The organism is Ruegeria jejuensis, from assembly GCF_041537905.1.
Classification (GTDB): Bacteria; Pseudomonadota; Alphaproteobacteria; order Rhodobacterales; family Rhodobacteraceae; genus Ruegeria_C.
The window spans coordinates 1-25184 of record NZ_JBGRUO010000001.1 but is presented as its reverse complement, the minus strand read 5'-3'; the positions used below and the strand labels follow the sequence as shown (position 1 = coordinate 25184).

The 25184-nt window shown below is 61.8% G+C and carries 27 protein-coding genes; 16 read left to right on the top strand and 11 right to left on the bottom strand.

The window, feature by feature from the left end; all coding sequences use genetic code 11:
- Positions 1 to 10 precede the first annotated feature (10 nt).
- Genes AB1E34_RS00135 through AB1E34_RS00125 form a run of 3 tightly spaced genes read left to right on the top strand, consistent with a single transcriptional unit; the run spans position 11 to position 1861 of the window.
- The gene (locus AB1E34_RS00135; protein WP_372570310.1) at positions 11 to 343 is read left to right on the top strand and encodes an ExbD/TolR family protein; all 333 of its coding nucleotides are present in this window, start codon (positions 11 to 13) and stop codon (positions 341 to 343) included.
- Between the two features lie 4 nt (positions 344 to 347).
- Positions 348 to 725: an ExbD/TolR family protein gene (locus AB1E34_RS00130; protein WP_372570309.1), complete on the top strand. Its 378-nt coding sequence runs from the start codon at positions 348 to 350 to the stop codon at positions 723 to 725.
- Positions 722 to 1861, top strand: a complete 1140-nt coding sequence (locus AB1E34_RS00125; protein WP_372570308.1) for an energy transducer TonB family protein — start codon at positions 722 to 724, stop codon at positions 1859 to 1861. Before AB1E34_RS00130 ends, AB1E34_RS00125 begins: the two co-directional genes overlap by 4 nt.
- Positions 1862 to 1936: 75 nt before the next feature.
- On the opposite strand, the gene AB1E34_RS00120 is transcribed toward AB1E34_RS00125, so the two are convergent.
- A complete protein-coding gene (locus AB1E34_RS00120; RefSeq protein ID WP_372570307.1) occupies positions 1937 to 3448 on the bottom strand; it encodes a caspase family protein in 1512 nt (503 codons plus the stop codon).
- A gap of 192 nt (positions 3449 to 3640) precedes the next feature.
- Here AB1E34_RS00120 and AB1E34_RS00115 point away from each other — a divergent pair, with 192 nt between their 5' ends.
- Positions 3641 to 4696, top strand: coding sequence for an OmpA family protein (locus AB1E34_RS00115; RefSeq protein ID WP_372570306.1), 1056 nt, complete (start codon positions 3641 to 3643; stop codon positions 4694 to 4696).
- 18 nt (positions 4697 to 4714) lie between these two features.
- On the opposite strand, the gene AB1E34_RS00110 is transcribed toward AB1E34_RS00115, so the two are convergent.
- Entirely contained in the window at positions 4715 to 5983 is a 1269-nt protein-coding gene (locus tag AB1E34_RS00110; protein ID WP_372570305.1) for an MFS transporter, read from the bottom strand.
- Between the two features lie 188 nt (positions 5984 to 6171).
- Here AB1E34_RS00110 and cyoA point away from each other — a divergent pair, with 188 nt between their 5' ends.
- From cyoA to AB1E34_RS00080, 6 genes are all read left to right on the top strand, one after another.
- Positions 6172 to 7242: a ubiquinol oxidase subunit II gene (gene cyoA / locus AB1E34_RS00105; RefSeq protein WP_372570304.1), complete on the top strand. Its 1071-nt coding sequence runs from the start codon at positions 6172 to 6174 to the stop codon at positions 7240 to 7242.
- Between the two features lie 18 nt (positions 7243 to 7260).
- Positions 7261 to 9294 (top strand): cytochrome o ubiquinol oxidase subunit I, encoded by a 2034-nt coding sequence (gene cyoB, locus AB1E34_RS00100; RefSeq protein ID WP_372570303.1) that lies wholly within the window; start codon positions 7261 to 7263, stop codon positions 9292 to 9294.
- The gene (gene cyoC / locus AB1E34_RS00095; protein WP_372570302.1) at positions 9294 to 9926 is read left to right on the top strand and encodes a cytochrome o ubiquinol oxidase subunit III; all 633 of its coding nucleotides are present in this window, start codon (positions 9294 to 9296) and stop codon (positions 9924 to 9926) included. The genes cyoB and cyoC overlap by 1 nt, the downstream gene beginning before the upstream one ends.
- Entirely contained in the window at positions 9923 to 10282 is a 360-nt protein-coding gene (cyoD, locus tag AB1E34_RS00090) for a cytochrome o ubiquinol oxidase subunit IV (RefSeq protein WP_372570301.1), read from the top strand. The genes cyoC and cyoD overlap by 4 nt, the downstream gene beginning before the upstream one ends.
- Complete coding sequence (locus tag AB1E34_RS00085) at positions 10279 to 10977, top strand: SURF1 family protein (RefSeq protein ID WP_372570300.1); 699 nt, start codon at positions 10279 to 10281, stop codon at positions 10975 to 10977. Before cyoD ends, AB1E34_RS00085 begins: the two co-directional genes overlap by 4 nt.
- A gap of 150 nt (positions 10978 to 11127) precedes the next feature.
- Entirely contained in the window at positions 11128 to 12705 is a 1578-nt protein-coding gene (locus AB1E34_RS00080) for an FMN-binding glutamate synthase family protein (RefSeq protein ID WP_372570299.1), read from the top strand.
- Here AB1E34_RS00080 and AB1E34_RS00075 read toward each other — a convergent pair.
- The 6 genes from AB1E34_RS00075 to AB1E34_RS00050 all read right to left on the bottom strand — a co-directional run bounded on the left by AB1E34_RS00075 (position 12702) and on the right by AB1E34_RS00050 (position 17293).
- Positions 12702 to 12911, bottom strand: a complete 210-nt coding sequence (locus AB1E34_RS00075; RefSeq protein WP_372570298.1) for a hypothetical protein — start codon at positions 12909 to 12911, stop codon at positions 12702 to 12704. The genes AB1E34_RS00080 and AB1E34_RS00075 overlap by 4 nt on opposite strands.
- Positions 12908 to 13966 carry a threonine aldolase family protein gene (locus tag AB1E34_RS00070; protein WP_372570297.1) on the bottom strand — a complete coding sequence of 353 codons (1059 nt, stop codon included), beginning with the start codon at positions 13964 to 13966 and terminating at the stop codon, positions 12908 to 12910. Before AB1E34_RS00070 ends, AB1E34_RS00075 begins: the two co-directional genes overlap by 4 nt.
- Positions 13966 to 14436 carry a YcgN family cysteine cluster protein gene (locus tag AB1E34_RS00065; protein WP_372570296.1) on the bottom strand — a complete coding sequence of 157 codons (471 nt, stop codon included), beginning with the start codon at positions 14434 to 14436 and terminating at the stop codon, positions 13966 to 13968. Before AB1E34_RS00065 ends, AB1E34_RS00070 begins: the two co-directional genes overlap by 1 nt.
- On the bottom strand, positions 14433 to 15365 hold the full coding sequence (locus AB1E34_RS00060) for a bifunctional riboflavin kinase/FAD synthetase (protein ID WP_372570753.1): 933 nt from the start codon (positions 15363 to 15365) through the stop codon (positions 14433 to 14435). Before AB1E34_RS00060 ends, AB1E34_RS00065 begins: the two co-directional genes overlap by 4 nt.
- A 327-nt stretch (positions 15366 to 15692) precedes the next feature.
- The gene (locus tag AB1E34_RS00055; protein ID WP_372570295.1) at positions 15693 to 16526 is read right to left on the bottom strand and encodes an amidohydrolase family protein; all 834 of its coding nucleotides are present in this window, start codon (positions 16524 to 16526) and stop codon (positions 15693 to 15695) included.
- 41 nt (positions 16527 to 16567) lie between these two features.
- Positions 16568 to 17293, bottom strand: a complete 726-nt coding sequence (locus AB1E34_RS00050) for a GntR family transcriptional regulator (RefSeq protein ID WP_372570294.1) — start codon at positions 17291 to 17293, stop codon at positions 16568 to 16570.
- Positions 17294 to 17382: 89 nt separating this feature from the next.
- Here AB1E34_RS00050 and AB1E34_RS00045 point away from each other — a divergent pair, with 89 nt between their 5' ends.
- The 5 genes from AB1E34_RS00045 (at position 17383) to AB1E34_RS00025 (ending at position 22481) form a co-directional block, all read left to right on the top strand.
- A complete protein-coding gene (locus AB1E34_RS00045; RefSeq protein ID WP_372570293.1) occupies positions 17383 to 18903 on the top strand; it encodes a D-arabinonate dehydratase in 1521 nt (506 codons plus the stop codon).
- Positions 18903 to 19640 (top strand): SDR family oxidoreductase, encoded by a 738-nt coding sequence (locus AB1E34_RS00040; protein ID WP_372570292.1) that lies wholly within the window; start codon positions 18903 to 18905, stop codon positions 19638 to 19640. Before AB1E34_RS00045 ends, AB1E34_RS00040 begins: the two co-directional genes overlap by 1 nt.
- 21 nt (positions 19641 to 19661) lie before the next feature.
- Complete coding sequence (locus tag AB1E34_RS00035) at positions 19662 to 20504, top strand: fumarylacetoacetate hydrolase family protein (protein WP_372570291.1); 843 nt, start codon at positions 19662 to 19664, stop codon at positions 20502 to 20504.
- Between the two features lie 108 nt (positions 20505 to 20612).
- On the top strand, positions 20613 to 21845 hold the full coding sequence (locus AB1E34_RS00030; protein WP_372570290.1) for a lytic murein transglycosylase: 1233 nt from the start codon (positions 20613 to 20615) through the stop codon (positions 21843 to 21845).
- 36 nt (positions 21846 to 21881) lie between these two features.
- Complete coding sequence (locus AB1E34_RS00025) at positions 21882 to 22481, top strand: HAD family hydrolase (protein ID WP_372570289.1); 600 nt, start codon at positions 21882 to 21884, stop codon at positions 22479 to 22481.
- 15 nt (positions 22482 to 22496) lie between these two features.
- Here the strand turns inward: AB1E34_RS00025 and AB1E34_RS00020 are convergent, their stop codons facing one another.
- A complete protein-coding gene (locus tag AB1E34_RS00020; RefSeq protein WP_372570288.1) occupies positions 22497 to 23459 on the bottom strand; it encodes an acetyl-CoA carboxylase carboxyltransferase subunit alpha in 963 nt (320 codons plus the stop codon).
- 125 nt (positions 23460 to 23584) lie between these two features.
- Here AB1E34_RS00020 and AB1E34_RS00015 point away from each other — a divergent pair, with 125 nt between their 5' ends.
- Positions 23585 to 24418, top strand: a complete 834-nt coding sequence (locus AB1E34_RS00015) for an AraC family transcriptional regulator (protein WP_372570287.1) — start codon at positions 23585 to 23587, stop codon at positions 24416 to 24418.
- Between the two features lies 1 nt (position 24419).
- Here AB1E34_RS00015 and AB1E34_RS00010 read toward each other — a convergent pair whose 3' ends face one another.
- Together AB1E34_RS00010 and AB1E34_RS00005 are read right to left on the bottom strand one after the other, a co-directional pair.
- Positions 24420 to 25016, bottom strand: coding sequence for a LysE family translocator (locus AB1E34_RS00010; RefSeq protein ID WP_372570286.1), 597 nt, complete (start codon positions 25014 to 25016; stop codon positions 24420 to 24422).
- A 45-nt stretch (positions 25017 to 25061) separates the two neighbouring features.
- Positions 25062 to 25184: transposase (locus AB1E34_RS00005; RefSeq protein WP_372570752.1), on the bottom strand; the 123-nt coding region annotated here is incomplete at its 5' end.

Genomic DNA, 25184 nt, shown 5'->3' with positions numbered 1-25184 from the left:
CCGACGCCGGATGTCGATGACGCCGCTCATAGACGTCATTTTTCTTCTCTTGCTGTTCTTCATGCTGTCCTCGACGTTTTCGAGGTTTGCAGAGATCGAACTGAGCAGTGCAGTCGCAAGCACATCAGCACCAGACAAGCCCACTGAGCGGATATTTGTTCAGATTGGTGCCGAACGACTCACTATGAATGGAGTCCCGGCAACGTTGGACGACCTGTCTGCGCAGATCGAAACGGGGCAGGTTCTGGTCAGCCTGGATGCGGATACGTCGGCACAGCGGCTTGTCGATCTTTTGGTCCGGTTGCGCGGGCGCGAAGGTTTGACCGTGACCGTGCTGGAGTGAACTCATGATCCGCGCCACGCGCCCAAGCCGCAAACGCGATTCGACAATTCCCCTGATCAACGTCGTCTTCCTGATGCTGATCTTTTTCCTGATCGCCGGGACCGTCGCACCGCCAATCGATCCCGATCTGGAACTGGTGGATACCTCGGAACTGGAAGGGCGCGAGCCACCCGACGCGCTGGTGCTGAACAGGGAAGGCGCGCTGAGTTTTCGCGGCCGTCCAATCGATCCCGAAACATATATGGCGAGCCATGACGCGGGACCGGTAAGGATCGTGCCGGATCGCGACGCTTCGGGCCCGCGGTTGATGGAAATCACAGGAGCACTCCGCAGGCTGGGCGCGTCCTCGGTGTTCCTTGTGACCGAACAGGCCCTCAAATGATCCGCAGGTCTGCATTCGTCGCCGTGGCGGCCCTTCTTGTTTCGGTTTTGGGGCACCTCCTGTTTCTCAGTTTCACTGCCGCTGATTTGGTGGAACCGCAGGCAGGGGTCAGCCCGAGCGATGCGGTGGAACTGGGATCTGCTTTCGAAGATTTTGCCGATGCCCCGCCAGAGCCGGTTCAACCGGAAGCCGCCGAGGTGCCCGAGCCCCCGGTGGAGGACACGGTTGAACCCGAGCAGGCAGAGATTCCGACCAGCGACGCGCTTGTGGCGTCGGCTGATCCGCAGGATGTGTCCTCACCCGATATCGGCTCGCAACCGGATGCGCCCGAAGCGGAGGTGAGCGAACCTGTGGAGCCGTCGGATGCGGAGTCTGGCGCGTCCGAAGAGAGCACCGTTGCATCGGTCGAACCCGAGACAGCAGTTGAAACGCCTCAGGAGCCTCCCGCAGCCGGGGTCGAGGCCGCTGACGTGCCTGACGCGGACGCGTCATCTCCCCCCGAGCCAGAGGTATCGGTCGCCCTGTCCGCACCGGATTCCGCTGTGGTCCCGGTGGTTCCGTCAGAGAGCGGGCTGATCAGTGCAGAAACCCCTGAGACAATTGTCGAACCTTTGGAGGATGGCGCGGAAATCACGACAGAAAGTGAATCGCAAGAGTCCGAGCAGGCTGTGGTTGTTTCGAAACGCCCGCGCCTTCCAAGCCGCAGACCGTCTGCCGAACCACTAGGCACACTCAACGGCTTCAGTAGCTTTGACAACCTGCTCAATCCCCAACAAACCGTGGACTCCCCGCTGACCCTATTTCAAAGGGATTCCGTTGATGCCTTCGCCAGTAGCAGGACGCAAAGCCGGTCCGGTGGCCGCGGGCCGGGGAACTCCAACGTCACCAATTATGCGGGTCAGGTTCTGGTTCATTTGAACCGCGCACCGGCCGTGTATGTGCGGGTCCGTGGCTTTGCGCAGGTGTTTTTTGAAATCAACCCTGACGGTTCGCTGGCATGGGTGGATATCGTGGATAGCTCGGGGTCACCCGAACTTGAGCGGGCCGCCAAAGAACAGGTTCGACGCGCCGTTCCATTTCCGCCGCCGCCGCAGGGGGTAAGCCGCAAGCTTTCGTTTTATTATCAAAACGGCTGATCCGGGAACAAACCTGAGCAGACCAAACTACGGATGTTCAAACTCACGCCTGTGGCCTGCGCATCGTTGCGAGGGCTACTCCAGGCAGCCGCTCTCGGCCCAGTAGCGCAAGTTGACCTTGAAATCGCCGCCATAAGGATGAGACTTTTCAACACTCTCGGAGGAGGGATTGGCCGCATAGGTCTGCGCCTGGACACACAGCGCTTCGGGTGTCCATTGGTGGCATCCCGAGCAGGTCTGTTCTTTCCACAGCTCCTCTGGCAGCCCCTCCATCGGCGGGTAATGCGGCGAGCCTCGCACCAGTTCGGCTATGGTCTTGCCCAGTATCCGGTCATTGCCGAAGGTCAGCCGCCCGTTCAACGTGACCACTTCGCCCGGTTGTTCAGCAGCGGCGGGTGCTGCTGCCTGGGCTTCGGCCTTGCGCGTCACGGTTTGCGCCTCAAGCTCCAGCGCCGCGACCCGTTCCGAGGCCTGATCGGCAAACACGCCGCCGGGATAGCTGTCGAGATAGGTCTGATAGGCATTCACGGTGTCATCCGAGGCGGCCAGATCGAACATCAGCCGCTCGGTATCATCGACCTTGGGCGTGGTCGGGTCCGGTACCTCGGCGACCTGCGGGTCTTCCTGAGCGGGTTCTGGTTCAGGGCTGGTGAGTGTTTCCGAAAACGAGCTCGCCATCACCTGCTGCAGCCGCTCGCGCGCCAGTTTGGCATAGCGGCTGTCTGGAAAGGCGCGCAGGAACAGCATGATCTGCACCGGGTCTTCGGAGTCCTTGATCGCGCCCCAGGCAAGATCTTCGGTCTCAAAACTGGGCACTGGGGTTTGCTGGGGTGAAAAGGAAAATTCCTGCGTCAGCGACGAGGTGTCCCAGGGGGTCTGCAGCCCGCGCGTCTGAGACAGCACATCGACGCGCACCTTCTTGAACAGCTGTTCAATGGGCATTCCGGGTTCTTCGATATGGGTGGCCAGGCTGAGCGTGAAGGGGCTGTTGCCAGTATCACCATCCAGCGCAACGCCGCCGGGATCGGTGGCATAGGCCAGGAAGGTGCCGGTGGGGGCCTTCATCTCGGCCAGGCCGTTGTCATCCATATCCGCCAGCTCTTCGAACGGGTTGTTCCGGCAGGCATCCAGAATGACGATATTGGTCTTGTTGCGGGCCGAGGCCATCTGATGCAGGACCGAGCGCGCCTCAACCGCCATCAGGTCCAGATCGGCGGGATCGCTCAGCGACACATCCACCGGCAGCAGATAGTTCGAGCCAAAGGACTGCACCCCGTGCCCGGCGTAGAAAAACAGACCCACCGACTGGTCGCCACCCTTGCGCAGGTCGCGTCCGAACTGTGCGATGGCGCGCTTCATCTCGACCTGCGTGCTGTCGGTCAGCAGCCGGACCTCGAACCCCATCTTTTCCAGCTTTTTCGAGATCAGCCGCGAATCATTGGCCGGATTGTCCAGCGCGGTGACCGACCCGTAGGCCGAATTGCCGATGACAAGCGCGATGCGCGGATCAGCAAGCGCGGACCCGGCCCAGCACAGGGCGACCAACGCAGCCGTAACCTTCAGCAGGCGGATGAATTTCTGTTCCATTTTCATGCCCCGACAACCATGGATGCCTCGACTGACGGTTGCAACCGGAATGTCCCGGACCGGCCTGTCAGCTCAGGGGCATATCCTGGCGAATTGCTCAATACATCCACATTAACGCCGCCTTTTGGGCTTTATTGTGGCCTTTACCTGACTTATCCCTGATTCCATCTCAACTTTTACGGGAAAGTGACCATGCAGGCAGTATCCGCGTTCCGAACCGCTCTGACATTGGGGGGCATCCTGCTGGGCAGTGCCGCCTTCGCCCAAAGCGCCGATCCTTTCGAACATGGCTGGGAGCTGGACGCAGAAGCGTCTGAATTGCGCTTTCTGTCGGTCAAGAAGAACTCCAAGGCCGAACATAGCGGGTTTGCCAGTTTTTCCGGTGTGATCAATGAAAGCGGCGCGGCCGAGATCCGGGTGCAGCTTGATAGCGTCGATACCAAGATCGACCTGCGCAACGTGCGGATGCGGTTTCTGTTCTTCGAAACCTTCAATTTCCCCGAGGCGGTGATAACAGCACAGCTACCCGCCGACCAACTGACCGATCTGCATGAGGTGCGGCACAAGATCATCGATCTGCCCTATACGATGAACCTGCACGGCGTCACCCAGGAGCGCAGCGCGCAGGTGGCGATCACGCTGGTCGACAACGACCGCGTGGCGGTTGCCAACACTGCGCCCATCGCCATCCCGCTGACCGACTTCGCGTTGGAAGAAGGGCGCGGCAAGCTGCAGGACGCCGCAAATGTCGACATCCTGCCCTTCGGCTTCGTCAGCTTCGGTTTCGTTTTCGACCGCGCCCGTCCCGGCACGCAACCGCAGCTGCAACTGGCCGCCGCGACGCCGAGCGAGACGGCGCTGGAAACCAAGGGTGACCTGGATCGTGACGCCTGTGTCGGGCGGATGGAAATCCTGTCGCGCACTGGCAACATCTATTTCAACTCGGGCAGCGCCCGGCTGGATCGGGCCTCATTGCCGCTGCTGTCCAACCTGCATGACATCATCAGCCGCTGCCCCGATTTGCGGATCGAGGTTGGCGGTCATACCGATCGCGATGGGTCCGAGGCGGCGAACCGGGTGCTTAGCGAGCGGCGGGCGCAGGCGGTCACCAACTATCTGGTGGCCCAAGGCATCGGACAGGAACGGCTGATCACGGTCGGCTATGGCGAAAGCCGCCCGGTCGTGTCGAATGACACCGCTGAGGGCAAGCGCCGCAATCGCCGGATCGAGTTCGTGCCGGTCAACTGAGGCGAGGCCAGAGCCGCCTCAGTCCGCCTGTGCGGCCTTGAGGCGGTTCAACTGGTAGAGCGCAAAGAAGGTCACGACCACGCCCGAAATCAGATACAGAGCCGAGGCCCAGAGACCAAACGCCACGGTCAGGCCAAGCCCGACCAGCGGCGCAAAGGCAGCGCCGGTGATCCAGGACAGGTTGGTGGCCATCGCCGTGCCGGAATAGCGGAACTCGGGGTCGAAGCGGTTGCCCACGATGGCGCTGGCCTGCCCATAGGCCAGCCCGAGCACCACAAAGCCAAAGATGATGAAGATCGCTGGCGCGCTGTTCAAGGTGTCGATCAGCAAGCTCAGCACCACGATCAGTCCGGTGCTGATCACCAGCACCATGCGCTTGTTCATGCTGTCGGCCAATACGCCCGAGCCCATGACTGCAAGGATCGCCAGCGCACAGCCGATCAACTGGATGATCAAAATGCGCGAGATGTTCTGATCACCATAGAGCAGCTCATAAGCCAGCGGGAACACCGTCACCATGTGAAACAGCGCGTAGCTCGCCAGCGGCACCATGGTCGACAGCAGAATCTGACGCCACTGGGTGTGCAGCAGCGGGCCCAGCGGGGCTGATCGGGTGACCTTGGGATCAACACCCAGATCGGCGTTCAGCAGTCGCAGCCGGGCAAACAGCGACACCACATTCACCGCCATCACCGCAAAGAAGGCAAAGCGCCAGCCCCATTTGATGAATTCCTCATCGGTCAGGAAATCGGTCAGCACAAAGAACAGCGAGGCGGCCACGAAGAACCCGATCGGCCCCCCCAATTGCGGCACCATCGCATAGAGCCCTTTGCGATGCGGGGGCGCGACATGTTGTAGCTGCAGGGTCAGCCCATCCCAGGCGCCGCCCAGTCCGATCCCCTGCAGAATGCGAAAAACGGCCAGCAGCACGGGCGCCAGCCAGCCGATTCTCTCATAACCCGGCAACAGCCCGATCGCGACGGTTGCACAGCCCAGGATCATCAGTGCCAGCGTGACCTTGGCGGCCCGCCCGATCTTGGCCTGGACCCAGCGTCCGGTCAGGCTGGCCACGGGCCGCGCAAGGAAGGCGAGCGAGAAAATGGCGAATGAAATCAGTGTCCCGGTTGCCGGATCAAATGTCGGAAAGAACACGCGGGGGAACACCAGCGCCGAGGCGATGGCATAGACGAAGAAGCCGAAGAAATCGGTGACACGCGCCATGATGACCGTGATCACCACCTCGTCGATGGTGGCGCGTTCGATATGGCTTTGGTCGGTGGCGCTCATCGGGCCGTCCTCCACGTCTCGTCCTCAGGGTCTTTTACACCGAAAGGCGCGCTGGCAAAAAGTGACCGGGTGAGTCACCTTTTGTCGCATTGCGACACCGGTCCTCTCGGATCACAACATTAGATTACACGCTATGGGGCAAATTTCCCTTTGCCAACGACTCGTTCCGCATATGCTATGGAAAGATCATGAAACGCGCAGTTCATATCGTGGCTTTGTTTTCCTGCTTCCTGCTGGCGGGGTGCGATCTGGTTGTGCTGTCACCTGCAGGCGATGTGGCGCAGCAGCAGGGTGAGCTGATCATCTACGCCACCGTTCTGATGCTGATCGTGATCCTGCCGGTCATGGCACTGACCGTGTTCTTTGCGATCAAGTACCGCGAATCGAACAGCAAGGCGAGTTATGAGCCCGAGTGGCATCATTCCTTCAGCCTCGAGATCGTGATCTGGTCAGTGCCGTTGGCGATCATCATTTGTCTCGCCGGGCTGACCTGGGTCGCAACCCACCGGCTGGACCCTTATCAGCCGCTGCGCCGGATTTCCGAGGAACAGCCGATCAACCCGGACGTGAAGCCCCTGATCATCCAGGTGGCCTCGATGGATTGGAAATGGCTGTTCATCTATCCCGAACAGGGCATTGCGACCGTGAACGAGGTGGCGGCCATCGTGGATCGCCCGATCGAGTTCCAGATCACCTCGGCCACGGTGATGAATTCCTTCTATATCCCGGCGCTGGCGGGGCAGATCTACTCCATGGCTGGGATGCAGACCGAGATGAACGCGGTCATCAATGAACCGGGCGTCTATGACGGGTTCTCGGCCAATTATAGCGGCGCGGGCTTTTCGCAGATGCGGTTCAGGTTCCACGGGATGGACCAGACCGGGTTTGACGATTGGGTCTCCAAGGTCGGCGCCAGCGCGCAGGATCTTGATACCGACACGCTGGAGGCACTGAACCAGCCGAGTATCTCACATCCGGTAACCTATTACGGAACCGTTTCGGAGACGGCCTGGGACCGCCTCGTCAACAATTGTGTGGATAGCGAAAGCCTGTGCCGGAACGACATGATGATGGTCGACGCGCTGGGCGGCGGCGGGCTGGAGGGGCTGTGGAACCGAGAGATGTTCCGCGGCATCTGCTCGGCCGAAGACCCCGGCGCCTTCATCGCCATGCTGCGGCCCGAGATGCGCCTGCGCGGGGATGAGATCGTCACCGTCATGTCGCTGTTGCCCGACGCCACCCCCGACCCACGACACTAGCAGGAAGAGAGACCTCAGATGGCGACATCATCCGATCCCCATGGTCTGGCCTCCGGCAGCGTGGATATCCATCCTTTCTGGGGCAAGCTGTCTTGGGACATCTTCCCGTTTTACGAACCCATCGTGCTGGGCACTTTCATCGGTGTGGCCATCCTGGGCCTCGCCGTTCTGGGCGCGATCACCTATTTCCGGCTGTGGGGCTATCTCTGGAAGGAATGGTTCACCTCGATCGACCACAAGAAGATCGGCATCATGTATATGGTGCTGGGCCTGATCATGCTGCTGCGCGGGTTTGCCGATGCGCTGCTGATGCGAGGCCATCAGGCGATGGCGGCCAGCGGCTCCGAAGGCTATCTGAACGCCCATCACTATGACCAGATATTCACCGCCCATGGCGTGATCATGATCTTCTTTGTGGCGATGCCATTTGTGACCGGATTCATGAACTACGTGATGCCGCTGCAGATCGGCGCGCGCGATGTGGCCTTTCCATTTCTCAACAATTTTAGCTTCTGGCTGACTGTTTCCGGCGCAATCCTTATCATGATCTCACTTTTTGTGGGAGAATTCTCGACGGCGGGCTGGCTTGCCTATGCGCCCTATTCGGGACTGGAATACAGCCCCAGCGTGGGCATGGATTACTACCTCTGGGCGCTCAATATTGCCGGTGTGGGCACCACGCTTTCGGGCATCAACCTGGTGGTGACCATCGTCAAGATGCGCGCGCCGGGCATGACCTATATGCGGATGCCGATTTTCACCTGGACCGCGCTGTGCACCAATATCCTGATCGTTGCGACCTTTCCGGTGCTGGCCGCCACGCTGGCGCTGCTGACCGCCGACCGCTACCTGGGTACGCATTTCTTTACCAACGAGCTTGGCGGCAATCCGATGATGTATGTGAACCTCATCTGGATCTGGGGCCACCCGGAGGTTTACATCCTGATCCTGCCCATCTTCGGCATCTTCTCCGAGATCGTGCCGACCTTCACCGGTAAGCGGCTGTTTGGCTATACCTCGATGGTCTACGCCACCTGCGTGATCATGATCCTCAGCTATATCGTCTGGCTGCACCATTTCTTCACCATGGGGGCGGGGGCCAATGTGAACTCGTTCTTCGGGATCACCACGATGATCATTTCGATCCCGACAGGGGCCAAGATCTTCAACTGGCTCTTTACCATGTATAAGGGCCGCATCCGGTTCGAGACACCGATGCTGTGGGTCATGGGCTTCATGCTGACCTTTGTGATCGGGGGCATGACCGGTGTGCTGCTGGCGGTGCCCCCCGCCGATTACGTGCTGCACAACTCGCTCTTTCTGGTGGCGCATTTCCATAACGTGATCATCGGCGGCGTGGTGTTCGGCGTCTTTGCCGGGATCATCTACTGGTGGCCCAAAGCCTTCGGGTTCAAGCTGGAGCCGTTCTGGGGCAAGGTCAGTTTCTGGTGCTGGCTGATCGGCTTCTACCTGGCCTTCATGCCGCTTTACGTTCTGGGCCTGATGGGCGTCACCCGCCGCCTCAGCCAGTTCGAGGATACGTTCTATTCGGTCTACTTCGTTGTCGCCCTGATCGGCGCATTGTTTGTGGCCGCAGGCATCGGCGCGTTTCTGGTTCAGATCGTTCAGTCGATCCGCAAACGCGAGGAGTTGCGCGATGTCTCCGGTGACCCGTGGAATGGCCGGACCCTGGAATGGTCGACCTCGTCCCCGCCGCCCTATTACAACTTTGCCTTCACCCCGCGCGTTCATCAGATTGACGCTTTTGCGCAAATGAAGCGCGAAGGGTTCACGCGGCCAACCACTGGCTTCGTGCCGATCCACATGCCCCATTCGACGGCAACCGGCGTGGTGCTGGCCGCAATCCTGACGGTGATGGGCTTTGCGCTGGTCTGGCATGTGTTCTGGCTGGCGGCTGCCAGCTTCGCCGCCGCGCTGCTTTATGGGATCGGTCACACGTTCAACTATGACCGCGATTATGACATCCCCGCTGATGAGGTACGTAGCATCGAGGATCAGCGCAGCGCGCAACTGGCACAGGCGGCGGAATGATGACGGATAGCGCTGTGAACGACGCCGAGAAATTCTACGTCCTCGACGACCCGCATCACGACGGGGATCACACCCATGAGCCGCCAACGATGCTGGGCTTCTGGGTCTACCTGATGAGCGATTGCCTGATCTTCGGCATCCTTTTTGCGGTTTACGCGGTGCTGGGCCAGAACTATGCCGCCGGGCCGTCGCCCGCCGATCTCTTCGATATCGAGATGATCCTGGTGGCCACTTTTGCGCTGCTCTTCTCCTCGGTGACCTTCGGCTTTGCAGTGCTGCGAATGGATCGCGGCGATCTGCGCGGTACGATCTTCTGGCTGGTGATCACGGGGCTCTTCGGGGCGGCGTTCCTCTATCTGGAGTACGAGGAGTTCAGCCATCTCTGGCATCTGGGCGCGACGCCCATGGCCAGCGCATTCCTGTCATCTTTTTTCTTCCTTGTGGGCACGCATGGTCTGCACGTGACTGCCGGTACGATCTGGCTGATCGTGCTTCTGGTGCAATTGTCACAGCGCGGCTTGACGACCGCCAACACGCGCCGGGTGATGTGCCTGAGCCTGTTTTGGCACTTCCTCGATCTGATCTGGATCGGGGTCTATTCGCTCGTCTATCTCACCGGAGTCCTGCTATGAGCCATCCTGTCAAAGACGCGGGCCACGGATCGCTGCATTCTTACCTGGTGGGGTTTGCCCTGTCGGTGATCCTGACGCTGATCCCGTTCTGGCTGGTGCTGGGCGATGTGATGGACAACAAGGTCTGGGCGGTGGTGTTCATCTTCACGCTCGGTGGGCTGCAGATGCTGGTGCATATCCATTACTTCCTGCATGTCTCGCTGAAGGTGGACGAGGGCTGGCAGGTCATGTCGATGGTGCTGACCATCTTGCTGCTGGTCATCGTGCTGGCCGGGTCGATCTGGGTCATGTTCAACCTCGAAGAAAACATGATGCCCGCCCATGATCAGATCGAACGGGCGCGCGACTTGAGATGATCGAGCAGCGGGGCAGGCCCGTCTGGCTGACGGTACTGCTGCTTGGTCTATGTGCTGCTCTGATCGTCACCTTCATCCTCTTGGGCAACTGGCAAATGCGCCGCCTGACCTGGAAAACGGACCTGATCGAGGCGGTCGAAAGCCGCGCCTTTGGTGATCCAGTGGATTTGCCCGAAGCGTTCGAGCCCGACGCGCATAGTTATCTGCGTGTCAGGGCTCCGGGGCAGTTCGACATGGACAAGCCTGTGCTGGTCAAGGCGGTGACCGGGCTGGGGCCGGGTCATTGGTTGATGATGCCGCTATTGGCTGACGGTCGCACCATCTGGGTCAATCGCGGTTTTGTCCCGTCTCAGGCGCAGGACCCGGCGGGCTGGGCAGCGCCCGTCACGCCCGTCACCGGCCTGCTGCGGCCGAGCGAACCCACCGGCACGCTGCTGGAGCGCAACGATCCCGGCGCGGGGCGCTGGGTCTCGCGTGATGTTGAGGCCCTGTCAGAAGCGCTGGGGCTGGGCAAGACCGTGCCCTATTTCATCGATGCAGATCACAACGCAGAGCAGGCAGGCTGGCCGCGCGGCGGGCTGACCCAACTCAGTTTCCGCAACACCCACCTGTCCTATGCGTTGACTTGGTATGCGATGGCGGCGCTGCTGTTCGGGGCAGTGGCCTATCTCACTATCGCACGGTTGCGCCGGTGAGGGCGCGCGGCACGGCCCGCGCGCCTCATGTGGTCGCAACGCTGTGACCTCTGAAATTGTTGCCATCCCGACACTTACGCGTAACGATGCCCCTCAGTGTTGATACCGCAGCGGCCCCCACGGGTCATGCCACGCAAAAAGGACGGATGAATGGTACGCAAGATCTTTTACGTGGTGGCGGTGTTGGGGCTGCCGCTGGTGCTGCTGCTGGGCTGGCTCTGGTCCCCGGCCTATTGGCTGCTGGTCATTCTGATCCCTTATGTCATCGTCGGGATCTACGATCTGACGACCACGCGGCACAACATCCTGAACAACTATCCGGTTCTGGGCCATTTCCGCTATGCGCTGGAATTTGTCAGCCCCGAAATCCGGCAATACTTCGTGGAAACCAACGAAAGCGGGCGGCCCTTCAACCGGATCACCCGCGCGCTGGTCTATTCACGCGCCAAGGGGCAAGCCGACACGCTGCCCTTCGGCACTCAGTTCGACCTTCTGAAAGTCGGCTATCACAGCACCAACCACTCGCTTGCCCCCAAAGAGGTCGATGTGTCGGAAGAACGCGTGATGCTGGGCGGGCCGCAATGCGACAAGCCCTATCTGGCGTCACGCCTCAATGTCTCGGCGATGAGTTTTGGTGCGCTCAGCTCAAACGCGATCCGGGCGCTGAATGGTGGCGCCAAGGATGGCGGTTTTGCCCATAACACCGGCGAAGGCGGGCTCAGCCCTTATCATCTGGCCGAAGGTGGCGACATCATCTGGCAGATCGGCACGGGTTACTTTGGCTGCCGTACCAAGGAAGGTGGCTTCGACAAGGACAAGTTCGCCGAAAAGGCCAAGAAGGACGTGGTCAAGGCCATCGAGATCAAGCTGAGCCAAGGCGCCAAACCCGCCCATGGCGGGGTGTTGCCCGCCGCCAAGGTCGATGAGGAAATTGCCGAAATCCGCGGGGTGGAGCCGAACAAGGACGTGATCTCACCCCCGGCTCATTCGGCCTTTGACGGGCCAACCGGGCTGATGAACTTCGTTCAGCACCTGCGCGAGATGTCGGGCGGCAAACCGGTCGGGTTCAAACTGTGTATCGGCAACCGGTCGGAATTCATGTCGATCTGCAAGGCGATGCTGGAGACCGGCATCCTGCCCGATTTCATCACCGTGGACGGGGCCGAGGGCGGCACCGGCGCAGCCCCGGTGGAGTTTACCAACAGGCTGGGCGTGCCGCTGAACGAGGCGCTGATTTTCGTCAACAATTGCCTTCGCGGCATCGGCGTGCGGGACAATATCCGGGTGATCGCCTCGGGCAAGGTGGCCTCGGGTTATGACATGATCGAGAAATTTGCGCTCGGGGCCGATATGTGCAATTGCGCGCGGTCCATGATGTTTGCGATTGGCTGCATTCAGGCGTTGCATTGCAACACCAACCGCTGCCCCAGCGGCGTGGCCACTCAGGACCCGATACGCGCACGCGCCGTCAACGTGCCGCAGAAACGGGTGCGCGTGCATCGCTTTCACGACGCCACGCTGGAGAGCTTTCGCGAACTGTTGGGCGCGATGGGGCGCGAGACAGTGGCCGAGCTAACGCCCGCCGATATCCGCCGCCGCAACGCCAATGAGCGCGAAGAAAGCTATGCCGAACTCTACAATCATCTGGACGAGGGCGCGCTGTTGGGCAAGAAAATCCCGCCGGAATTTGCCGCCGACTGGGCGCGTGCCTCGACCGAGCGGTTCTAGCGACGCAGCGCGGCGATCAGGAACAGCACCCCAAATGCCCAGGGCAAGGCGGCGATCATCAGAAACTCGTCGTCCCAGAAATCGCGGAACTCGACCCCGCAATTTGGTGAATTGCTGAAAGCGCAGCCATAGGCTGCGAGCCAGCCCCAGAACAGGATCGGCGCGGCGATCAGAACCACGGCGAGGCAATAAAACAGGGCTTTCACCCGGCGAGTGCCATCTGTTCTGTAACCAGATCCAGAAACCGGGTGATCTCCGACTCGGGCTGTGACCAGTCGCAAACCAGCCTACACCCCAGCAGCGCCTTTTCGTTCGGGCCGTCCAGTTCTGCCCCTTCCATGTGATAAACGGCACCAGCGGCTTTCAGGCGCCGGTGGACGCGGCGGGGCAGGGTGGCGAAGATCATGTTGGCCTGCGGCTCATACATGAAGCCCGCACCTGCCGCGCGCAGACCTTCGGCCAGGCGGGTGCAGGTGTCGTTGGCCATACGGGCCGAGCGCAGCCAGAGGTCATCGCGCAGATAGGCGGCCATCTGGGCCGACAGGTAGCGGTGCTTCGACAACAGGTGCCCGCCGCGCTTGCGGCGCAGTTCGAATTCCAGCGCCTTGGCGGGGTCGAACAGAATGACCGCCTCGACGCCCATCAGCCCGTTCTTGGTGCCGCCAAAGCTGACCACATCGACGCCCGCTTTCCAGGTCATCTCGGCGGGCGAGCAGTCGAGCGCCACCAGCGCGTTGGCAAAGCGTGCGCCATCCAGATGCAAGGGCAGGCCATAGCCCCGCGCCATGTCGCCCAATGCATTGATCTCGTCCACGGTATGAAGCGTCCCGCATTCGGTCACTTGCGTGATCGAGACCGGTCCGCGTTGCGGCCCCTGCACGCCGCGATTTCCCTCGGCCTCGATTGACGCGCGCAGCGCTTCAGGGCTCATCTTGTCGTCGCACTCGACCAGCGTCAGCTTGGCACCGCTGAAGAACTCGGGCGCATTGCATTCGTCCCGATGGATGTGGGACACCGGCGTGCAGAACACCGTGTCCCAGGGATCAGCCAGCGTCGCCAGCGCCAGCGCATTGGCAGAGGTGCCGTTGATCACCAGATAGACCGCCGCCTCAGGCGCTTCGAACAGGGAGCGGAGACGGTCGCGCACCTCCTCCATCAGGTCATCGGCGCCATAGCCCATCTGATAGCCCTGATTGGCCTCAGCCAGCACTTGCAGCACCTCTGGATGAACCGGGCCCGAATTGTCGGAGGCAAAGAACATCAGGTTGGCTCCTCAATGATGTGGTCTTCCCACTCGTCCTCGGGGGTTTCAAACTCGGACACTGTCCAGCCGCGCACCGAGACGCCTGCCTTGTGCACGCTTTCGGCGGTGCCCGAGATCAGCGGGTGCCAGTCATAAAGCGGCTTGCCCTCCCAAAGCAGTCGATAGGCGCAGGTCTGCGGCATCCAATAGGCGTGGCTGTCCAGATTGTCGGGGCGCAGAACGATACATTCCGGCACGAATTGATGGCGGATGTCATATTGCGCGCAGCGGCAGCTCTCATCATCCAGCAACCGACAGGCGACGCGGGTCAGCGCCACGACACCGCTGTCTTCGTCTTCCAGCTTGTTCAGGCAGCACTTGCCGCAGCCATCACACAGCGCCTCCCATTCCTTCTGGGACAGTTTGGTGAGCGGCTTGCGCTCCCAGAACTGGGGCGAGAGCCCTTTGCGGTCGATCGGGTCGCTCATAGCGCTGCCAGGATATCGCGCGCCTGCGCGCAATCGGCGCCCATCTGGGTGATGAGTGCGTCCAACCCGTCGAATTTCATCTCGGGGCGCAGATACTCGACCAAACCGACCGACAGGGTCGCGCCATAAAGATCGCCTGAGAAGTCGAACAGGAAGGTCTCGATATTGGGCTGTTCACCGTCGAACATGGGTCGCACCCCGACCGAGGCCGCGCCGTGATAGCTGCCCGCATGCGGGCCCTCCAGCACATCGACCAGCACCGCATAAACGCCGAATTTCGGCAGGTGCAGCCCGTCCATGGACATGTTTGCGGTCGGATAGCCCAGCTCGCGCCCGCGCTGCTCGCCGCCGATCACCTCGCCTTCGATCCGGTGCCAGTGGCCCAGCATGGCGGCGGCCTCGCGCGGCTGGCCTTGACTCAGCGCGTTGCGGATCGCGGTCGAAGATACGACCTTGTCGGATTGCGCCATCAGCTGCGCGATGGTGACGCCAAAACCCATTTCGCGGCCAAACCGGACCATATCATCGGCATTGCCGCTGCGTCCCTTGCCAAAACAGAAATCGGCCCCCACCACCACATGGCGCACGCCCAGCCCGTCGGCCAGCACATTGCGGGCGAATTCCTCGGGTGACAGCCCGGCGAGGCTGGCGTTGAAATTCAGCTCGTAAAGCCGTTCGATCCCCAGTTTTTCCAGCCGGTGCGTCCGCGAATTGGGCCGCATCAGGCGAAAGGGCGGGGCGGCGGGGGCGAAATATTCGCGCGGATGTGGCTCAAATGTCAGCACGCCCAGCGGCGCCTCAGGCGCGGCGGCACGGGTCTGTGCAATGACTGATTGATGGCCCAGATGCACCCCGTCGAAATTTCCGATCGCAACGCTCGCGCCGCGATCTTCTGGGGTGACGAACTGATGATCCCGGATGATGTGCATAGCACGCATCCGTACAAGCAGAGCGGGGGCGGTTCAAGCGTGCTTTGACGAGGCAACGCGCGCGCCGCTAACCGGATGCAAACCACGCCGGTACAAGGTGGCCGCGATCGATCCTTCACCTGCGCCCTTCGGGGCCCAGCGTGTCGTAACAGACGTGGAACCGGACCCTTTGGCAGGGGTTTTGACCGACCGGTTGGCCGAGCGGGGGTGACACCCCGTTTCCGATCTCCGCACCCGGTGGCGCCACCGATTACTTTTCTGACATGTTCCCTCAATCGGGATGAACCGCACCGGACCTGCCGGCGGCGGGCCCTGGCCAATGCAACATCACCCGCGCAGCCGATAGGCCCGCAGCGCATTTCCGCCAAGGATTGCCGCGCGTTCGGATGTTGAAAGGTCCGCGATGAGCGCATCCGTTGTTTCGACCCAACGCGCATAGCTGCAGGCCAATGTGCAGACCGGCCAGTCACTGCCCCAGATAAGGCGTTCGGGGCCGAAGCTGCGAAGCAGGTGATCCACATAAGGCTTGAGCGCATCCGGCGTCCAGTCCGGCGCGGCTTCGGTGACAAGGCCCGAAAGCTTGCAATATGCCGATGTTTCGCTGGCCAATGCCGCGATATCACGGGCCCATTCGGAAAAAGAGCCGTCTCGTATTGCGGGCTTCGATCCGTGATCGATGACCACGCACATATCCTGGTGGCGCTCAAGCAACCGGCGCAGACGGGGCAGATGCTGGGGCAGTGTCAGAGCGTCCAGCGTCAGATCCTGCGCGATTAGCGCCTTGAAAGCAGGCGCAAGATCGTCCCGCAGCATCCAATCGGGATCCGCGATGTCCTGGATCATGGGCCTGAGGCCGATCAGGGCAGGGTGCTTGGCGAGACTCTGGATGGTTGCCGGGGCGTCTGGGTGCTCAAAATCCATCCAGCCGACCACGCCTTTGATGAACGTGTTCAGATCGGCCAGAGAGAGCAGGAATTCCGTTTCCGCAATACTCGGCGCGGCTTGCACCAGAACGGTAGCGTCTATACCCGCTTTGGCGATCAGCGGGGTGAGGTCGGACGGCGCGAAATCGCGATAGATTGCGTCCAGCTCGGGCGTGAGCCAGCCATAATCGCCACGCGAGAGTGTCCAGAAATGTTGGTGCGCGTCGATACGCATCATGCGGCGATCCTCTGTTGATTGCGATGTCCCTGTCCCGGCCATCAGCGGCCTCCGGTTTTTGAGGCGAACAGGTCTTGGCGATCCTCTGCCAGATGTGCGATCCGTGGCATGAGTTGTCCCAGATGGTGGCGCATCCGATCTTGCGCGCTGATTGGATCGCGGTCTCGGATTGCCTCAAAAATGGCGCGGTGTTCAGCCAGAGTTTCGGCCATGCGACCCGGCGAGGGCAACAGCAATATCCGCGCGCGCGTCACCTGAAGAGAGACCTTTTGCGCCACATCCGTCAGGCGCGCAAACCCGGTATATTGCATGATCTGCGCATGAAAGGCCTCGTCAGCCTCATAGAAACCCTCAAAATCGCCATCTTCGGCCAGCAGCGCCTGCAGGCGCAGGGTGCGGTTCAACTGGGTCAACTGGGTTTCGGTCCGGTCCTGTGCGACCTTGCCCACGGCCGCGATTTCCAGCGCCTCGCGCAGGAATGCGCCCTCTCGGATTTCGGACATCGAGAAATAGGCTACGCGGGTGGCTGATTGCGGGATCACCTCGACCAACCCCTCTTCGGAGAGCCGGGTGATGGCGTCGGAGACGGGGGCGCGCGAAACGCCCAGCCGCGCGCAGATCGCCGGTTTGCGCAGCACCGCGCCGGGCGGAAAGTCGAGCGACAGGATCGCCTGTTTCAAGGTCTGATAGACCTGTTGCGACAGCGGTCCGTCCTGCGCGGCTATGGCGCTGAGCCGTGTCATGTCGATATCAGGGATCAGGGTCATGCGGCCTCATCGGAATGCTAACATGTTAGTTGACAGGTGATGCCTGTCAAGCTAGCAAAAACTCACCGCCAGCAGCGAAAGGACCCGTCATGGGGGGCACCGCCCGCGATACGATACGCCTGCACCCGCAGGACAATGTGGTGATCGCCTTGCGCGACCTGCCCGCCGGGACATCGGTGGAGGGCTCCGCCTTGTCTGCGCCGGTCAGCCGGGGGCACAAGATCGCGGTGGTTCCGATCAAAGAGGGGCAGGTGGTGCGGCGTTACGGCCAGATCATCGGGACGGCGAAATCGGATATCGCGCCCGGCGATCATGTGCATGTGCACAATCTGGGCATGGGCGCGCATCAGCAGGATTACGCATTCGCCAGCCAGAACGATCCATTGCCGACCATCGACGATCCGCGGGTCTTTCAGGGCTATCACCGGGCCGATGGCAAGGTGGGGACACGCAACTATATCGGTATCCTGACCTCGGTGAACTGCTCGGGCTCGGTGGCGCGCTTCATCGCCGAGGCGGCCGAGAAAACCGGCCTGCTGGAGGATTTTCCCAATGTAGACGGGATCGTGCCCATCGTGCATGGCACCGGCTGCGGCATGTCGGCCCGCGACGAGGGCTATGACACGCTGTTCCGCACCCTGTCAGGATATGCCCAGCACCCCAACTTCGCGGGTATCTTGCTGATCGGGCTGGGCTGCGAGGTGATGCAACTGTCTGATCTGGTGGGCGGCCGCCCGATCCGGGCCGATGGCGTGCTGCGCTACATGACGATTCAATCCGAAGGCGGCACCCGCAAAACCATCGCGCGCGGCTTGGAAGAGCTTCGCGGCATCGCCGCCCAGGCCAATCAGGCGGTGCGGGCACCTGCCCCGGTGTCAGAACTGACGGTCGGGCTGCAATGTGGTGGCTCGGACGGCTATTCCGGGATCACCGCGAATCCGGCGCTGGGCCATGCGTCGGACCTGCTGGTGCGTCATGGCGGCACGACGATCCTGTCGGAGACCTCGGAGATTTACGGCGCCGAACATCTGCTGAGCCGGCGCGCGGAAACGCCTGGCATCGGCGCGGCGCTGATCGACCGCATCCGTTGGTGGGAGGCGTATACCGAACGCAATGGCGGAGAGATGGACAACAACCCCAGCCCCGGCAACAAGCGCGGCGGGCTGACCACCATTCTGGAAAAGTCGCTGGGCGCGGTGGCCAAGGGCGGCACCGCCCCGCTGAGCGGCGTCTACAAATTCGGCGAGATCGTGGACCGCAAGGGGTTCGTCTTCATGGACAGCCCCGGCTTCGATCCCTGTTCGGTGACCGGCCAGATCGCCTCAGGTTCCAATCTGATCGTCTTTACCACCGGGCGCGGCTCGGTGTCGGGATTTCAGCCGACGCCCTGTATCAAGCTGGCGACCAATTCCGAGATGTATGCAAGGATGGCCGAGGACATGGACCTCAATTGCGGCGACATCGTCAGCGAAGGGGTCAGCATCGAAGACAAGGGTGCCGCGCTTTTCGAGTTGCTGATCCGGGTGGCGTCGGGTGAGCATACCAAGAGCGAGGAATTGGGGTTCGGGGGCGTCGAATTCGTGCCCTGGCAAATCGGAGCGGTGATGTAATGGGACGACTTTCTGGAAAACGGGCGCTGGTGACAGCAGCGGGGCAGGGCATTGGCCGGGTATCGGCGGAGCTTTTTGCAGCCGAAGGGGGCGAAGTGTTGGCCTGCGATATCAACGCGGCAACGCTGGCAGAGTTGGAGCCCATAGATGGCATCACGCCGTTCCGGCTTGACGTGACCGACGCCGATGCTGTCCGGGATGCGGTAGCGCGGATTGGGCCGGTCGATATCCTGTTCAACTGCGCGGGATTTGTGGCGGTAGGGACGATCCTTGACTGTGACGAGGAGGACTGGGCGTTCAGCAACGACCTGAACGTCACCGCCATGTACCGGCTGTGCCGGCTGGTGCTGCCGGGGATGCTGGAACGTGGCGCGGGAAGCATCGTGAACATGTCCTCGGTCCTGTCCTCGATCACGGCAGCGCCCAATCGGTTCGCGTATGGCACAACCAAGGCGGCGGTGATCGGGTTGACCAAATCAATCGCTGCCGATTTCGTGACGCAAGGCATCCGCTGCAACGCGATCTGCCCCGGCACGGTCGACACGCCCAGCCTGCATGACCGGCTGCGCGCCACGGGCGATTACGACAAGGCGATGGGCGAGTTTGTGGCCCGCCAGCCGATGGGACGGTTGGGCACCGCGGAAGAGATCGCCAGGCTCGCGCTTTATCTGGCGAGCGATGACAGCGCCTATACCACCGGGCAGGCCTTTGCCATCGATGGCGGCTGGAGCCTCTGACATTTCAAGAAGGGATCACCGATGAAACTTCTACGCTATGGCCCGGTCGGGTCGGAACGGCCCGGTTTGCTGGCTGAGGATGGCAATATCCGCGACCTGTCGGGTGAGATTGCGGATCTGAGCGGAGATGCGCTGGGCGATGCGGCACTCGATCGCTTGCGGGCGTTGGACGTCGCCTCGCTGCCGCTGGTCGAGGGGCAGCCACGGATCGGTGCCTGTGTGGGGCAGGTGGGTAAGTTCATCGCCATCGGTCTGAACTATGCCGACCACGCCGCTGAGGCAGGGATGGAACTGCCCCCCGAGCCGATCGTTTTCTTCAAGGCGACGTCGTCGATCTGCGGACCCAATGATCCGATCGAGATCCCGCGCGGCTCGCAAAAGACCGATTGGGAGGTCGAGCTGGGCATCGTGATCGGCAAACATGCCAAATATATCAGCGAGGACGACGCGCTGGATCATGTGGCGGGCTTTTGCACCATCAATGATGTGAGCGAACGGGAATTCCAGATCGAGCGCGCCGGGCAGTGGGTAAAGGGCAAATCCGCCGATACGTTCGGCCCGATCGGCCCCTGGCTAGTGACACGCGATCAGGTGCCCGACCCGCAGGACCTTGCAATGTATCTGGAGGTGAACGGCACGCGGTATCAGGACGGCTCGACCCGGACCATGCATTTCGGCGTGCGCAAGATCGTGTCCTACCTGTCGCATTTCATGAGCCTGCATCCGGGCGATGTGATCGCCACCGGCACACCGCCGGGCGTTGGCATGGGGCTGAAGCCACCAGTCTATCACAAGCCAGGTGACCGGGTGGAACTGGGCGTCGCGGGGCTGGGCGTGCAGGTGCATGACGTGGTGGCCGGATAGGGCCGCCTGCGCGGGCTGGCATTTCGTTGCCACAGGGGGAATGCCGCGCTGGTTTGACCGCTGCGAAGCCGCTATCGTGTGAAAAACACCAGAGCAGGCGAGAGTGGTATGATCGACAGGCGTTTCTTTTTGTCCGGGCTGGGCGCGGTGGCGCTGGCAGGGTGCGATACCCCGGCTTCGACCCAAAGCAGTCCACAGCGGATGCGGTCGGTGCCCAATGCGGGCTATGACGCATGGGTGGCGAATTTCAGGGCCCGCGCGCCCTCGCGTGGCATCTCGCAGCCAACGCTGGAACGCGCCTTTCAGGGCGCGGGCTATCTGCCCGGCGTGATCGAGCGTGACCGCAACCAGACCGAATTCAAGCGCTCGCTGGAGGATTATCTGGCGATTGCGGCCTCGGATGAACGGGTGAGTACAGGCAAGCAGAAACTGCGTGCCCATCAGGCGGTGCTGACCCGCATCCAGCAGCAATATGGCGTCGAGCCGGAATATGTCACCGCGATCTGGGGGCTGGAAAGTCGCTATGGCGCGCGGCGTGGCGATATTCAGGTTGTCTCTGCCTTGTCGACACTGGCCTATGACGGGCGGCGCGGGCAGTTCTTTGAAAGCCAGTTGGTTGCCGCGCTCAAGATCCTCCAGAACGGCGACACCACGCCTGACAAGATGACCGGTAGCTGGGCCGGCGCGATGGGGCATACGCAATTCATTCCGACCTCATATCTGGCCTATGCGGTGGATTTCACCGGCGACGGGCGGCGCGATATCTGGGATGACGACCCGACCGACGCGTTGGCCTCGGCGGCGGCCTATCTGCGCCGTTCGGGCTGGACGCCGGGCCAGCCCTGGGGCGTTGAGGTGCAATTGCCGCCCGGCTTCAATACCGGGCTGACCGGGCGCGGCAGCAAACGCAGCCCCGGCGATTGGGCCGCAATGGGCGTGCGCGATGTGAACGGGCGCGCGGTGCCCGATTACGGCGCGGCTTCGGTGATCCTGCCAGCAGGGCCAAGCGGGCCTGCCTTCATGATCTTCAAGAATTTCACGGTGATCACCCGCTACAACAACTCCAACAGCTACGTGATCGGGATCGGGCATCTTGCCGACCGCATCAAGGGTGGCCCGCCGATCCAGGGCAGTTTCCCGCCCGATGCGCAGGGCATGACGCTCAAGGACCGCAAGGAGCTACAGTCGCGCCTGACTGCCGCCGGGTATGACACTCAGGGTGCTGATGGGGTGATCGGGTCAAATACCACATCCGCCATCACGGCCTATCAGCGGGCCAAGGGGTTGCCGGTTACGGGGCAACCCTCAAGCGCGCTGCTGCAAATGCTTCGGCGCGGATAGCCTGCACCCTGTGACATCTTTCAACAGGATCATTTCATGAAGAACGTTATTTTCGACTTTGGCAACGTGCTGATCAGATGGCGGCCCTATGCCGCGTTGCACATGCACTTTTCCAGCGAGGCCGAGATGCTGGCGTGCTTCGAACAGATTGATTTCTTTGGCTGGAATGCCGAACAGGATCGCGGCCGCAGCTGGGAGGATGGGCTGGCCATTGCCGCGCGCGATCATCCCGACCACGCCCATATCTTCCATGCCTATTCCAACGGGTTGGACGCCGCCCATGGTGAACGCGTGCCGGGCATGTCGGATCTGGTGGAATCCCTGCACCAGCGTGGCGTGGGGCTATACGGCCTGACCAACGCGGCAGAGGCCTCGTTCCAGGCGGTGAAGAAGACCGCGCCGGAAATCGGATATATGCGCGATGTCGTGGTTTCGTCGCGAGAGGCGCTGATCAAGCCCAGCCCCGAGATTTTCGAGCTGTGCCTGAGTCGGAACGGTATAGAAGCCGACGAAACCCTATTTGTCGATGACAGCGCCACAAATTGCCGAGGCGCCGAGGCGCTAGGCATCAGGGCGCATGAGTTCAAAGATGCCGCCGGGTTGGAGCGGGACCTGCGCGCGCACGGCTTGTTGTGAGTGGGGTCGGCAGGCTCAGGCGGCCAGCCCCTTGTTGCCGAGGTCGAGGAATTTCTGGCGACGGTCCTTGATCAGCGCGTCGCGATCCTTGCCCGTCAACTCGCCCAGCATATCACCGATGGTGCGACCCACGGCCTCGATCGTGGCGGTCCTGTCGCGGTGGGCGCCGCCGTGCGGTTCGGAGATGATCCGGTCCGCCACGCCGAGATTGTGCAGGTCCTGCGCCGTCAGGCGCAGCGCCTCGGCGGCTTCGCGCATCTTCTCGGCATCCTTCCACAGGATCGAGGCGCAGCCCTCGGGGGAGATTACCGAATAGACGGAATGTTCGAGCATCGCGACGCGGTTGGCGGTGGCAAAAGCCACGGCCCCGCCCGAGCCGCCCTCGCCGATGATCACCGAGACCAGCGGCACGCCGATACGCAGGCACATCTCGGTCGATCGCGCGATGGCTTCGGACTGGCCGCGTTCCTCGGCGCCTTTGCCGGGATAGGCGCCGGGCGTATCCACCAGCGTGATCACCGGCAGGCCAAAGCGGCCCGCCATGTCCATCAGGCGGATCGCCTTGCGGTACCCTTCGGGGCGGGCCATGCCGAAATTGCGTTCGATCCGGGATTTGGTGTCGCTGCCTTTCTCATGGCCGATCACCATCACCGGCTGGTCATTGAACCGCGCGAGCCCGCCCATGACCGAATGGTCATCGGCAAAGTTCCGGTCGCCTGCCAGGTGTGTGTATTCCTGAAACAGCGCCTCGATATAGTCCTTGCAATGCGGGCGATCCGGATGGCGCGCCACCTGGCATTTCCGCCAGGGCGTCAGATCCTTGTAGAGATCGGTCAGCATGGCAGCGGCCTTGGCGTCCAGCGCTGCCGCCTCGTCGGCCACGTCCATCTCTTCGTTGGCGCGGGCAAGCGCGCGCAGCTCTTCTGCCTTGCCTTCGATTTCGGCCAGCGGTTTTTCGAAATCCAGATACTGGGTCATGACGCCTCTTCTGCGCTGTGTTTGCCGATATATGGCCCGAGGGGGGACGGGATGCAACTCAGCAAGATTTGTGACATGGGCTCGTGGCATGTGGAAGGGGCAAGGACAAGGGAGCACCGCATCACATGAGCAAGGCTTACGAAGACAGGGTCCTGCGTGTGCTGGGCTACATTCACGACAACCCTGCCGGGGACCTTTCGCTGGATGTTCTGGCCGATGTTGCGGCGATGTCGCGCTTTCACTGGCACCGGGTGTTCCGGGCCATGACCGGCGAGACCTGCGCCCAGGCGGTGCGACGCATTCGCCTGCACCGGGCGGCGGGCTGGCTGCTGCAGACCAGCAAGCCGCCCGAACAGATCGCCGGTGATGTCGGCTATCCCAACCTCAAATCCTTTGCGCGGGCCTTTTCCGAGGCCTATGGCGCGAGCCCTTCGGCCTTTCGCAAGGCCGGGCGCCTGACGCCTGCCCATCCACAGTTCAGAACCGGAGACTATCCCATGTATCCTATTACCACCCGTACCGAACCCGCCCGCCGGATGATCGGCCTTGCCCATAAGGGTGCCTATATGGAGATCGGCAAGAGCTTTGAAAGTTTCGGCGCGATCTGCGAGGCGCGTCAGCTCTGGCCAGATGTCGGTCCAGTGCTGGCGCTTTATCTGGACAGCCCCGACGAGGTGCCGGAGGACGACCTGCGCAGCTTCGCCGGTGGCGAGTTCCGCGGCGCAGACGTGCCCGACGGGATGGAAGAACGGCGCATCCCCGGCGGCAAAACCGCTGTCCTGACCTATAAGGGGCCGTATTCCGGCATCCATGCGGCCTATCACTCACTGTTTGGCAACTGGTTGCCGGAGTCGGGGGAGGAGCCCGCAGACCAGCCCTGCTATGAGATTTATCTCAACGATCCGCGCGAGACCGCGCCCGAAGATCTGCTGACCGAGATTTGTCTACCTTTGAAGTAGCTCAGTTGGGCCAGAGCACCGGGTAGAGCGAGGCGACCAGCAGCGCTGCCATCATCCCGTTGAACAGTCGCAACTGGCGCGGGTTTCTTAGGAACCGTGCCAGTTGCTGGCCAAGTACGGTCCAGGAACTGATACAGGGCATGTTGACCGCCCCAAAGATCGCAGCCACCAGCAGGATCGCGGGGATCGAGCGGTCCGGAGCGTAGACGCTGATCGCAGTCAGCGCCATCGCCCAGGCCTTGGGATTGACCCACTGAAACGCTACCGCTTGCAGAAAGCGCATCGGCGTGCCGGCCTCGGCCTGGCGGTCGATGGGCGCGGCGGTTGCGATTTTCCACGCGAGATAAAGCAGGTAGGCCACGGACAAGGTCTTCAGGATCACGTAACTCACCGGGAACCTGTCGAACAGGCCCAGCAGCCCGGCGCCCACCAGCACGATCATCAGGGTAAAGCCGATCCCGACCCCCAGCATATGCGGGATGGTGCGGCGAAAGCCGAAATTGGCCCCCGATGCCATCAGCATCAGGTTGTTGGGGCCGGGTGTCACCGACGAGACGAAGGCAAATCCGACAAAGGCAAGCAGCAGGTCGTAGCTCATGCCGACAAAGATTGCGCCATCTGACTAGGCTCCAGACTCATTGATTTACAGCCAGAATAGGACTGTAGCAGCGAGAGCGATGGCCGAGAGGAATACCTTTGGGCATCTGTCATATCGGGTGGCGACGCGCCGCCAATCCTTCAGGCGTCCGAACATGATCTCAATGCG

What these genes read in the sequence shown, in the direction of transcription:
- AB1E34_RS00040 (WP_372570292.1), top strand. Translation starts at nt 18,903, where the DNA reads ATGGGACGACTTTCTGGAAAACGGGCGCTGGTGACAGCAGCGGGGCAG.
- cyoD (WP_372570301.1), top strand. Translation starts at nt 9,923, where the DNA reads ATGAGCCATCCTGTCAAAGACGCGGGCCACGGATCGCTGCATTCTTAC.
- AB1E34_RS00035 (WP_372570291.1), top strand. Translation starts at nt 19,662, where the DNA reads ATGAAACTTCTACGCTATGGCCCGGTCGGGTCGGAACGGCCCGGTTTG.
- AB1E34_RS00080 (WP_372570299.1), top strand. Translation starts at nt 11,128, where the DNA reads ATGGTACGCAAGATCTTTTACGTGGTGGCGGTGTTGGGGCTGCCGCTG.
- AB1E34_RS00110 (WP_372570305.1), bottom strand. Translation starts at nt 5,983, where the DNA reads ATGAGCGCCACCGACCAAAGCCATATCGAACGCGCCACCATCGACGAG.
- AB1E34_RS00025 (WP_372570289.1), top strand. Translation starts at nt 21,882, where the DNA reads ATGAAGAACGTTATTTTCGACTTTGGCAACGTGCTGATCAGATGGCGG.
- AB1E34_RS00055 (WP_372570295.1), bottom strand. Translation starts at nt 16,526, where the DNA reads ATGATGCGTATCGACGCGCACCAACATTTCTGGACACTCTCGCGTGGC.
- cyoC (WP_372570302.1), top strand. Translation starts at nt 9,294, where the DNA reads ATGACGGATAGCGCTGTGAACGACGCCGAGAAATTCTACGTCCTCGAC.
- AB1E34_RS00020 (WP_372570288.1), bottom strand. Translation starts at nt 23,459, where the DNA reads ATGACCCAGTATCTGGATTTCGAAAAACCGCTGGCCGAAATCGAAGGC.
- AB1E34_RS00030 (WP_372570290.1), top strand. Translation starts at nt 20,613, where the DNA reads ATGATCGACAGGCGTTTCTTTTTGTCCGGGCTGGGCGCGGTGGCGCTG.
- AB1E34_RS00070 (WP_372570297.1), bottom strand. Translation starts at nt 13,966, where the DNA reads ATGTTCTTTGCCTCCGACAATTCGGGCCCGGTTCATCCAGAGGTGCTG.
- AB1E34_RS00135 (WP_372570310.1), top strand. Translation starts at nt 11, where the DNA reads ATGTCGATGACGCCGCTCATAGACGTCATTTTTCTTCTCTTGCTGTTC.
- AB1E34_RS00065 (WP_372570296.1), bottom strand. Translation starts at nt 14,436, where the DNA reads ATGAGCGACCCGATCGACCGCAAAGGGCTCTCGCCCCAGTTCTGGGAG.
- AB1E34_RS00050 (WP_372570294.1), bottom strand. Translation starts at nt 17,293, where the DNA reads ATGACCCTGATCCCTGATATCGACATGACACGGCTCAGCGCCATAGCC.
- AB1E34_RS00115 (WP_372570306.1), top strand. Translation starts at nt 3,641, where the DNA reads ATGCAGGCAGTATCCGCGTTCCGAACCGCTCTGACATTGGGGGGCATC.
- AB1E34_RS00120 (WP_372570307.1), bottom strand. Translation starts at nt 3,448, where the DNA reads ATGGAACAGAAATTCATCCGCCTGCTGAAGGTTACGGCTGCGTTGGTC.
- AB1E34_RS00060 (WP_372570753.1), bottom strand. Translation starts at nt 15,365, where the DNA reads ATGCACATCATCCGGGATCATCAGTTCGTCACCCCAGAAGATCGCGGC.
- AB1E34_RS00125 (WP_372570308.1), top strand. Translation starts at nt 722, where the DNA reads ATGATCCGCAGGTCTGCATTCGTCGCCGTGGCGGCCCTTCTTGTTTCG.
- AB1E34_RS00085 (WP_372570300.1), top strand. Translation starts at nt 10,279, where the DNA reads ATGATCGAGCAGCGGGGCAGGCCCGTCTGGCTGACGGTACTGCTGCTT.
- AB1E34_RS00015 (WP_372570287.1), top strand. Translation starts at nt 23,585, where the DNA reads ATGAGCAAGGCTTACGAAGACAGGGTCCTGCGTGTGCTGGGCTACATT.
- AB1E34_RS00130 (WP_372570309.1), top strand. Translation starts at nt 348, where the DNA reads ATGATCCGCGCCACGCGCCCAAGCCGCAAACGCGATTCGACAATTCCC.
- AB1E34_RS00010 (WP_372570286.1), bottom strand. Translation starts at nt 25,016, where the DNA reads ATGAGCTACGACCTGCTGCTTGCCTTTGTCGGATTTGCCTTCGTCTCG.
- cyoB (WP_372570303.1), top strand. Translation starts at nt 7,261, where the DNA reads ATGGCGACATCATCCGATCCCCATGGTCTGGCCTCCGGCAGCGTGGAT.
- AB1E34_RS00045 (WP_372570293.1), top strand. Translation starts at nt 17,383, where the DNA reads ATGGGGGGCACCGCCCGCGATACGATACGCCTGCACCCGCAGGACAAT.
- cyoA (WP_372570304.1), top strand. Translation starts at nt 6,172, where the DNA reads ATGAAACGCGCAGTTCATATCGTGGCTTTGTTTTCCTGCTTCCTGCTG.